General features: G+C 35.5%; 8 protein-coding genes and 1 tRNA gene. 3 read left to right on the forward strand and 6 right to left on the reverse strand.

All coding sequences use genetic code 11. From position 1 onward, the window contains the following. Positions 1-124: 124 nt before the first annotated feature. The gene (gene metF, locus ACGH80_RS00745) at positions 125-1,000 is read left to right on the forward strand and encodes a methylenetetrahydrofolate reductase [NAD(P)H] (RefSeq protein WP_065625371.1); all 876 of its coding nucleotides are present in this window, start codon (positions 125-127) and stop codon (positions 998-1,000) included. Positions 1,001-1,081: 81 nt separating this feature from the next. On the opposite strand, the gene ACGH80_RS00750 is transcribed toward metF, so the two are convergent. Next, positions 1,082-1,158, reverse strand: a tRNA-Met gene (locus ACGH80_RS00750). A gap of 391 nt (positions 1,159-1,549) precedes the next feature. Here ACGH80_RS00750 and ACGH80_RS00755 point away from each other — a divergent pair. Further along, entirely contained in the window at positions 1,550-1,858 is a 309-nt protein-coding gene (locus ACGH80_RS00755) for a hypothetical protein (protein ID WP_065590221.1), read from the forward strand. 478 nt (positions 1,859-2,336) lie between these two features. Next, positions 2,337-3,734 (forward strand): FAD-binding protein, encoded by a 1,398-nt coding sequence (locus tag ACGH80_RS00760; protein ID WP_411630389.1) that lies wholly within the window; start codon positions 2,337-2,339, stop codon positions 3,732-3,734. Positions 3,735-3,943: 209 nt separating this feature from the next. Here the strand turns inward: ACGH80_RS00760 and ACGH80_RS00765 are convergent, their stop codons facing one another. From ACGH80_RS00765 to ACGH80_RS00785, 5 genes are all read right to left on the reverse strand, one after another. Further along, positions 3,944-6,133, reverse strand: a complete 2,190-nt coding sequence (locus tag ACGH80_RS00765) for a heavy metal translocating P-type ATPase (RefSeq protein ID WP_411630390.1) — start codon at positions 6,131-6,133, stop codon at positions 3,944-3,946. Between the two features lie 132 nt (positions 6,134-6,265). Next, the gene (gene suhB, locus ACGH80_RS00770; protein WP_065590228.1) at positions 6,266-7,069 is read right to left on the reverse strand and encodes an inositol-1-monophosphatase; all 804 of its coding nucleotides are present in this window, start codon (positions 7,067-7,069) and stop codon (positions 6,266-6,268) included. A gap of 137 nt (positions 7,070-7,206) precedes the next feature. Continuing rightward, positions 7,207-7,353: a hypothetical protein gene (locus ACGH80_RS00775; RefSeq protein ID WP_167370059.1), complete on the reverse strand. Its 147-nt coding sequence runs from the start codon at positions 7,351-7,353 to the stop codon at positions 7,207-7,209. A 105-nt stretch (positions 7,354-7,458) separates the two neighbouring features. After that, a complete protein-coding gene (locus tag ACGH80_RS00780) occupies positions 7,459-8,421 on the reverse strand; it encodes a hypothetical protein (RefSeq protein ID WP_174798822.1) in 963 nt (320 codons plus the stop codon). 1,182 nt (positions 8,422-9,603) lie between these two features. Continuing rightward, a partial coding sequence (locus ACGH80_RS00785; RefSeq protein ID WP_411630391.1) for a hypothetical protein occupies positions 9,604-10,596 on the reverse strand: 993 nt, incomplete at its 5' end.

Here is a 10,596-nt window from a genome sequence, read left to right on the forward strand (position 1 = left end):
TTACAAAGTCATTGAGTTTTTTATTAACAAATCAGGCTTTGTTTAGCCTTACGTTTCCGCCGCCTATTTGGGCGGCGGAAGTGTCAATAAAGGAAATGAGTGACATAACCAATGGATGAAACAAATGAAAACAAATCTACTATTTAATAAAAAAACCGTATTCTCCTTTGAGGTTTTTCCTCCTAAAAAAACCTCACCTCTAGAAACAATTTATAGTACATTGCGTGAACTTGGTTATTTTAAACCTGATTTTATCAGTGTCACTTATGGTGCAGGTGGTAGCTTAAATGGCCAAACCACCATTGATATTGCCCACTCAGTCAAACACACTTATGGCATTGAAAGCGTCGCTCACTTGCCGGGGATCAATTTTGATAAAGCTGAAATGCAAAAAATCCTACACGATCTTAAATGTGCAGGAATTGATAATGTGCTCGCTTTGCGTGGTGACATCAGCCCGAATGTACAACCTAAAGATGATTTTCGATACGCTAGCGAACTGGTGACATTCATTAAAGAAAACGGTGATTTTAACGTGATTGGTGCATGCTATCCCGAAGGACACCTTGAAGCAGCAACACTAAAACAAGATCTGATCCATTTAAAAGAAAAGGTCAATGCAGGTACCGATCAACTTATTTCACAGCTATTTTTTGATAATGACTATTTTTATACATTTTTAGATAAAGCTCGCGATATTGGCATTAATGTTCCAATAGAAGCAGGCATCATGCCAGTGACCAATAAAAACCAAATTGAGCGTATGGTATCGATGTGTGGGGTGAATTTACCTAAAAAATTCAAACAAATGATGGAAAAATACGAACACCACCCAGAAGCATTTCGTGATGCCGGTATTGCTTATGCAATCGATCAGATTGTTGATTTGGTTTCGCAAGATGTCGATGGCATTCACTTATACACCATGAACAATAGCTACATAGCAAGACGCATTAGCGAAGCAGTATCTACATTGCTAGCGGTGCCAAAATCGGAATAGTGATGGTATAAAAATAGTAATGGTATAAAGATAAAGTGTGATGTTTGGAGTACTGTGGAGTTGTTACGGACTAGCTAAAATTGGTTGCGGGGGCTGGATTTGAACCAACGACCTTCGGGTTATGAGCCCGACGAGCTACCAAGCTGCTCCACCCCGCGTCAAAGAAGTGGCTATATTATAGCAATAAAATAATAAAGCAATACCTATTTATCTTAAACGCCACATTTTTAAACATTCTTGAGTTAATCTAGATTATTTTCTTACATAAACACAAATTCACTTGAAAGTTTTTAACAAAAATTTTAGTCTCTTCCAAAACCAAAGACAGCAAAATCCAACTGCGCTGAAAATAGCAATAATTTTATAACCATAGGATTTTAATAAAAAAATCAAGATAAAAACTTAAATAAAATCAATGCTCTACCTGAACAATTTTGATAAGTAACACACTGATTTTTTTACATCAGTATTTCAGTACACTCAGATAAATAAACAAAAGCCATTAACATTAATATAATGATTAACAAATATCGAGGAGTGATCAACATAATGCTACTATTTGATTATCTAAAATCTACAGATATTGAATTAATCAATACTAAATTAAAAAAAGTTGCTATGACAAACTTAAAACATATTCTTAATGATCACTACACAGAATTAGAACTTAATACTAAACAAGAGACCCAAACACTTACTTTTCATGAAAGCTTAAGTGTGATTTTAACGGGAGATTATAATGAACCCGTTTTTCAAATGTGTTTAAAAATTTATAAAGATGAAATGTATCTTGGTTATTATCACTATTTAACAACATTAGACCTTACCTTTGTTGATGAATTCTTTGTTATCAGATAACCAATAAAAGCACGTTGTTTTGCATTTTATATTGAAATGCTTAAATATAGAAAAACGCCGAGTTGTTTGCACTTCATGGTCAAAATAATCCTCTAAAAACTCATAAGGTATTTTTCCAAAAATCACTTTATTCGGTTTAGCGATATTATAAAAATTAATAAAGCGTTCAAGTTTTTGTTTTCTACCTTTTGAATCGCTAAATATTTGCTGATTATGCCACATCGCAATTCAAAGTTCGTGTTACTCTTTCGACTTTCCATTTGTTTGTGGGTAGGCTGCTTTGGTGAATTTTTGATTAATAAGGTAGTTATGACTCATTTTTATTTTCTCACTTTTTAAGATGTTCACCACTGCTGTTTATTTTCCCATACTACTTTATTCAAAAATAAGCACATAAAAATTATAGAAGCATTGATTTATTTAATTTGTATAGATAGAATCATATTTTTAATATATCCAAAATAAATAATAACTTATAATGAAAAAATTAACTTTATTGAGCTGTTGTTTTTTCTTACTACTACCACTAAAAGCGCAAGCTGTCGTTGTAAATGATGTTACAGGTATGACACCAGTACAAGCATCTGCGGTTATGCAACCAGAATCGACTCAACAGGTCTCTGAACTAGTTAAAAATACCTCTGGTCCAATTAGTATAGCTGGTGGCAAATACAGCATGGGTGGACAAACAGCAATAAACAATGGAATTCAAATAGATACACAAAAACTCAACCATGTGATTGATTTCAATCCTGAGAAGAAAATTTTAACCATTGAAACAGGCGCAACTTGGCGTCAAGTACAGGAATTGATTGATCCCTACAATTTATCGGTAAAAATCATGCAAAGCTATGCCAATTTTAGTATTGGTGGTTCGCTTAGTGTAAATGTGCATGGGCGTTATATTGGAGAAGGCCCTATGATTTTATCTGTTGAGAAGTTCAAAATTGTCCTAGCTGATGGCGCTATTGTCGAAGCCAGTCCAAAAGAAAATCAAGATATATTTTATGGCGCTATCGGCGGTTATGGTGGATTAGGCGTAATTACAGAAGTCACTTTGCGACTTGTTGATAATGTTAAAGTAAAACGCATTAGCGATGTTATGCCAATTGCCAAGTATTACCCATATTTTATGCAACAGATTCGTTCTGACAAAAGTGCCATATTCCATAACTCGGTAATTTACCCACCTGATTTTGAAGAAGTTCGTGCTGTCACTTTTAAAGAAACACAAGAACCATTGACTATTTTGGACAGATTACGTCCAATCGACCAATATTCGTTTGAACAGGAACAAAAAATAAAAATTGTCGCCTCATCAAATTTAGGCAAGCATTTACGTAAATTGTATGATGATATAGATTATACAAAACAACCAGTAATGTGGCGTAATTATGAAGCCAGTTATGATGTGTCGAATTTACAGCCAATTAAAAGCAAAAATAAAAGTTTTGCTCTACAGGAGTATTTTATCCCCATAGAGCGGTTTGAGGATTTTTATCCTGAATTAATTGCTATCCTAAAAAAACATCAGGCTAATGTAATTAATATTTCGATTCGTCATGCAAATCCTGATAGCGGTTCATTACTAGCATGGGCTAAAACCGAAGTGTTTGCTTTTGTTATTTATTATCAACAAGATACTGATGAACAAAGCAAAAAGAAAGTAGGAATCTGGACACGAGAATTAATCGATGCAGTATTAGCAAAGGGTGGAAGTTATTATTTACCGTATCAATTACATGCAACTGGTGAACAATTTCAGCGCGCATACCCACAAGCAGATCGCTTTTTTAAACTTAAAGCACAATTAGACCCAGAAAATAAATTCAATAACATGCTATTAGATCGATACCACCCTAAAATAATTCAGTAAACAAAATAAGGCATATTTATCTTGTTTATTATTACTATTTAACAATATTGGACGTACTTTTTTTGATAAGTTTTATACTCAAACACCATGTTACCTGAAACTTTTTAACAAGAATGTACGCTTATTTGTAGAATGAATTAAGTTAATTTGTCTTCTAATCAATATAAAGGAGGCTTAGAGCCTCCTTAATTCAAAACAAAAATCTTATACTATTGGTTTTCTGATTTTGCCTTCCAACGTTTAAGTAAAAGTGCATTGGTTACAACGCTAACACTACTTAACGCCATAGCGGCACCAGCTATCATTGGATTTAAAAATCCCAATGCCGCTAGCGGAATACCAATTAAATTATAGAAAAATGCCCAAAATAAATTTTGTTTAATTTTATTATAGGTTCGGCGCGAAATATCAATCGCATCAGCAATCAAAAACAGATTACCACGCATTAGAGTAATACTTGCTGCATGCATAGCCACATCGGTGCCTGTGCCCATAGCAATACCAATATCGGCAGCCGCCAAGGCTGGAGCATCATTAATACCATCTCCTACCATTGCCACTGTTTTATTACCAGTTATATCTTCACTTTTTTGTAGTTGATAAATATAGTTTGCTTTATCTTGCGGTAATACTTCAGCAATAACCTTATCTAAGCTTAACTGCTGCCCTACATAATTAGCTGCTTTCTGGTTATCACCAGTTAACATAACGGTTTTTACATTTAACTGATGTAATGCTTGAATAGCTTTTTCGGCTTCCCCCTTTATTACATCAGCAAAACCCAAGAGTGCTAATATCACCACATTACCTTCTGATTGCTGTTTCGCTAAAAATGAAATGGTATAACCTTTACTCGATAACTGATTAATTTTATCGTCCATACCAACAAAATAGGCATTTAAAGATTTCATCCAACGCAAACTACCTAAATAATACTGCGTATTATCAACGGTTGCCATCACTCCTGAACCAGCTACCGAAGTAATATTTTGAGCATAATGATACTCTTTAGCTTTACTTAAAATAGCTTTAGCAAGTGGATGCTCACTACCTGCTTGTAACGATGCTGCGAGCGATAAAATTTGATCGGGCGTCTCACTACCCATAACATCCATTTCAACTAATTCTGGTTTACCAATGGTTAATGTGCCTGTTTTATCAAATGCAACCATATTAATATTATGCAGTGTTTCTAATGCCTCGGCATCTTTAATTAAAATACCATGACGAGCAGCCACTCCTGTACCAACCATAATTGCTGTTGGTGTTGCCAAGCCTAATGCACAAGGGCAAGCAATCACTAGCACAGCCACCGCATGGAGTAATGCTTGTTGCCAATCATGCGATATCACCCCCCAAGCCAATAACGTAACAAGTGCAATCAATAAAATCACTGGCACAAAAATAGCGCTGATGCGATCAACGACTCGTTGGATTGGTGCTTTTTTAGCCTGAGCAGATTCAACCATTTCAATGATTTTAGATAAAGTAGAATCCGCTTGAATCGCTGTAGCTTTAACGATAAGTAACCCTTCGCCATTAATTGTACCGCCAGTAACAACATCATTAACGGTTTTATTTACAGGAAAACTCTCACCGGTTAGCATTGATTCATCACTACTAGATACACCTTCAATCACAACGCCATCAACTGGAATACGCTCTCCAGGCTTAATAATAACAATATCATCCACTTTAACTTGGTTAATGGGTAAACTTATTTCTTGATTATCACGCCTTACTAAAGCAACATCAGGGCGTAGCGCAGACAGGGCTTCAATTGCTTGTGTTGTTTGATGTTTAGCTCTTGATTCTAACCACTTACCAAGCAAAATTAAGGTAATAATAATAACTGAAGATTCAAAATAAAGGTGCTCATCATTACCCATGATAAGCTGATAAACTGATAACCCATATGCCGCACTAGTACCAATGGCCACTAATAAATCCATATTACCCGACAACGCTTTAGCCGCATTAAAACCGCTTCGATAAAATTTAGCACCAAGTCCAAATTGCACAATAGATGCAATAACCAGTTGTAACCAAGCTGGCATCATCAAATGAAACCCAAAAGGTTCTAATAACATAGGTAACACAAAAGGAATGGCTAAAATAACAGAAATCACAATCGGCCAAATAGATGCTTGTTTGTTAACTTTCTTTGCACCTGATTGTTGATCTGAAATTTTAATAGCACGATAGCCCGCTTTATCAACTGCAGACATTAATGCTTCAAGTTTAACATGGGGATCTGCATTAATAGTTGCTTTCTCAGTAGCCAGATTAACACTGACATCAATCACACCATCAACTTTTTTAATTGCTTTTTCTACACGACTAACACAAGAGGCACAACTCATTCCTTCAATATTAAGATGATATTGTATTGTCTTCATAAAATGCAGCCTTAATTTTTATACGATTATTGATTAGTATATACTCAAAATTGATAACAATGCAGAAAAATACTAGACAGATCGCAAGAATTTAACTTGCGATCAAAATAAGAGGAAATAAAAAAGATAACGTTAGTTACGTAATTTTTCGGGCCACTCGTTTTGAGTAGAAACTAATAAATCCTTAACAATTCTAGGATTACCCGCAACAACATTGCCCGAAACCATATAATTATTACCACCTGCAAAATCGGTAATAACGCCACCAGCTTCACGCAAAATCAACTCACCGCCAGCAATATCCCATGGTTTTAAGCCAATTTCAAAAAAGCCATCTAAACGACCTGCAGCAACATAGGCAAGATCTAAAGCGGCAGAACCAGTACGACGAAAATCGCCACATCTAACAAATAATTTTTGTAATACGCCAAAATAACTATCGCTATATTGTTTAGCTTTAAACGGAAAAGCCATTGCTAGCACGCTACCGTCTAAATCTTTCGCATTACTCACTCGAATACGATAACCATTAAGTTGAGCGCCTTTACCACGAGCAGCAGTAAACAGCTCATTACTCATTGGATTATAAACAACAGCAATTTCGGTTTTACCTTTAACCCGAGCTGCGATAGACACTGCAAAATGAGGGATATTTTTAATAAAATTGGTCGTACCATCAATTGGGTCAATTATCCACTGAGTATCGGCATCATTACCTTTAGCTAAGCCGCTTTCTTCGGCAATGATAGTATGGTCAGGATAAGCTTTTTTAATTGTTTCAATAATCAAAGCTTCAGCCGCACGATCGGTATTAGTGGCAAAATCATTAGCGCCTTTGGTTTCGATTTCGATTGAACTAGGGTTTTCATAAGCCTTGATGGCTACATTACCTGCTTTACGAGCAGCACGAATAGCAATATTCAGCATCGGATGCATAAATTTATTCCAATTGATGATGTTAAAGAACGAATTATATTAGTATGCCATTTGTCATACTAAAAACTGTTATATAGTATAAAGGTTTTGTGGCCTTATTGCCAGTGTGTGTGGAGTGTTTTTAGGTAAAAAAACAGTTAAGAAAACTTTAATAAAATCATCATCTTTTCTGACTGATTTTTAGTGAAAAATAATTTCTTTTTGTTTTGGTGAATAAAATAGATTGGTGCGGTGGTTTCAGCGTCGGTGGCGGTAGGGGCGGCGCAGTTTTGTGGCTTTGCCACAACTGCGCAACCCTAAGGGGTTTGCCCTAACTTGCGCCAGAGCTTTATTCTTTTTTATATTGTTCTTTCAGACACCATAACCACCTTCTGCGCTATAAGGATTAATTAACCACCACTTAAGCAAAGACCATAGTTACCGCCGAAGTTATCAATGCGCCTATAGACGTAGCCTTTGTTCGAGCTAACAGCGTACATCATACTTTCACCTGATCGGCTGCCACTTAACCAGTAGCTGTTGTCGATGAAACCCGCATCAGCGTAGTTGCTCATGCTGCCCCACTCCGTGAAAAATCCAGCGCCTATTCGACGTTGGTATTCCCCATGTCCTGACGATGGCTTGGCGCCATCGTTCAATATGACATTTTTTCTTTTAAAACATCTGAAAAAATGATCTCCTCTTACACCACACTTCGCATTGGTTAAATCACTTGCCCTCGGCATGTGATAACCCAAACCACTACACCATGCGGACTGTTCATTATAATATTCAAGTACAACCCGATTGACGAACCACTTCCTCAACTCAAATCCATATTTTACTAACTCATAACCATCTTTATCTCTACCCACTAACTCAAACGTCTGCGGTAACCTTGGCCTAACTATTCGGCCAGGTCTGAACCTTTGATTTCTTGCCTCTGGACCTGTTAGCCTAACACGTGCTACAACTTGTCCCCTATCTTCATAAGGAATCCAGCCATCATTAGGTACAACATTTATCACGCTTGCAGTAATTCCCTCATGCCTGACAGGTGCCCATGTCAATTCTCTTACATCTATTCCTGTAATGAGTAAATCAAAATATAAATTATCCGCACCTGTAGTTGGGAAATTGAGGTTATATGATCCTGGATTGGTTGATTGAACTAAAAAGCCCTTCTTAGGATTCCATATGTTAGCAGGGCCTGCGTATTTTCCCTTACCCTGATATAGATTCGGCCTTACATAACGAATAACTGGCATAACTGGCTCCGCTGGTAATGGTTCGGATAGTAATATTATTGCATCACTACGATTACCCGCTCGATACTTTTTGCCATTCGCCTGTACATTCCATGACGATGACAATAATAACAGTGCTAATACTAGCAAAGCTGTTTTAGGTGATTTGAGCGGTAATTTCGATAATTCGTTGAGAGATAATTTGGAAGGTATAAATAAGTTTCGTGAAAAAACTCGCCGAATAAGATTATTTGATAAACTTAAGACATAGGTTTGCCAGTGCTGGTGTCTGGTGTCTGGTGTCTAAAATGATAATGCATTATGGTTCACCTGTCAAGTAATTATTTGTTTTATTTATATTTTTATAATTATTTGCTTGTTTAATAAGCTTGTTTTCCTATAGCGTTAAAAGTATAACCATTTAAAAAATGGTTGGCTAGCTTTTTGTTAATTTATTGTAAATAATTGTTCGTGGTGAGGTAAAATAAGATTAGTTGGTCGGTTTTGACTGGTGAAATAAGCGCCTTTTGAAGGTATAAAATCGTTCAGGTAGAGCATTGATTTTATTTATGTTTTCTTTGTACGTAAAACAAGTGATTATATAGTAAATGCTATTTTTAGTTGTAGAAATTACTCTCATTGTTTACCGTAATTTAAGGAACGACAGCAATGAACATACATAAAAAATCAAACTAAAGATTTATCAATGATGGCTAAAAGTAATAACAAAGCCTAGCTAGACGACAGTTTCAGGTCGACACCAAACATTTACATATTCGATTTATAACACCTAAAAACTGCATGAAGCATTAAATAATCATCCATTTTATAAAGCACTAAAATAAACAATGTAATTCTCGGCATGATTTGTGAATATTTACATGACTATTCACTTTTTAGGCTGTATTTTGTGAGAAACATTCAAGATCTCTATACCATTTGGTAATTAATTAAAGTGTCGCTGTATCTATTCATTAAAACGTTTGATAACCATTTTATTAATCAAAATTTACAAAACCAGCCCACCAATAAACGAATGAAAAACCTAAAGCATGATACATACTTTAATTGTAATGTGGCATGATATAAAAAATATTTAACAATACAGAAAATAGAAAACAAAAGTCTAAGCTACTTATTCACATTTATAATATGGTTATACATAAAGCTATTTCTGGTAAAACGCCTTTATGTGTTTGAGTGGGTTATTTTAATCATGAAATATAAATAACCCATTATTTTATTACAACAATCCTATTTTATAAATGCTCCTTTACTGAATAAATAATATCACATTTAAAATATTTTCTATCCTTTACAAATAGCGTAACCTAACCAAGGAGCTTCAGTTGTAAACGTGCTAGTAAAACCATCATGGTTATGTACAACATATGGAAGCTGTACACCTTCAATCACCGAAGAATCCGATGTCCAATATCTAGAGGTAAAATCAGGCGGAGCATAATATTCTTGCCATTCTGAATCAGGGTAAGAAGATTTAGTTGTCCACCCCCATTCACCCAAAATAGAGCCACCTATTACACGAGTATAGCTATTAGACAATCCAGTTAATTCTGCCCCTTGACCTTCATATCGTGGCGAGTTTGTTAATTGGGCTCGACTCATCATATTTTGTAAACCTCCACAATGCTGTTGTACAGCATTAAACGATCCTCTAAAATTTTTCGGCATCCCCCAAATAGAAGTTGGGTTAAAACGGTAATCATGAATGACAGAATTATCTCTTTTTAAAGTTGCCCTCACTGTAACAGTTCCTGAGGGTTTACTATTAAGTTTTACTACACCATTTTGATCAATTGCAACACCTCCTCCTGGGTTATTGATCACTTGATAATGATAATCATCTTGCGCTCCTGTCATCACTAATTGAAATTTAGCACCAGGAAACCCTGTTGTTGGGAATGTGTTTGATGAAACTATTGGCTGTGCTTTAAAACCATAATTAGGTACGTAATCTTGAGTATAACCACCACCAACTAGAGGGTGACGATTAGCATATTCAGGTCGATTAAAATAATATTCATCTGTTTTTAAATCAACTCCAATCCATTGGTATTCTGGATGAACTATAGTAGAATTCGGTTTAGCATAACAAATTTGCGATTTTGGTGCGATTTGATAAGTTTTAGCTAGGGTAATCTGCTCGCCTTTATCAGGTATTCCGTATGCTGAATGAGCACTAACATTGGTTTTTATGATGAGCTTTAATGGCATTGAAAAGCCACTGCCACAACCTATCATTTTTTTCTTATCATTACCTATTATTCTTACACCATTATT

This window comes from Gilliamella sp. BG1 (assembly GCF_046635625.1).
In the GTDB taxonomy this organism is placed as follows: domain Bacteria; phylum Pseudomonadota; class Gammaproteobacteria; order Enterobacterales; family Orbaceae; genus Gilliamella; species Gilliamella bombi.

Bases quoted from the DNA above. Each gene is read 5' to 3' on its own strand.
- ACGH80_RS00755 (WP_065590221.1), top strand. From the start codon at position 1,550: ATGCTACTATTTGATTATCTAAAATCTACAGATATTGAATTAATCAAT.
- metF (WP_065625371.1), top strand. From the start codon at position 125: ATGAAAACAAATCTACTATTTAATAAAAAAACCGTATTCTCCTTTGAG.
- ACGH80_RS00765 (WP_411630390.1), bottom strand. From the start codon at position 6,133: ATGAAGACAATACAATATCATCTTAATATTGAAGGAATGAGTTGTGCC.
- suhB (WP_065590228.1), bottom strand. From the start codon at position 7,069: ATGCATCCGATGCTGAATATTGCTATTCGTGCTGCTCGTAAAGCAGGT.
- ACGH80_RS00760 (WP_411630389.1), top strand. From the start codon at position 2,337: ATGAAAAAATTAACTTTATTGAGCTGTTGTTTTTTCTTACTACTACCA.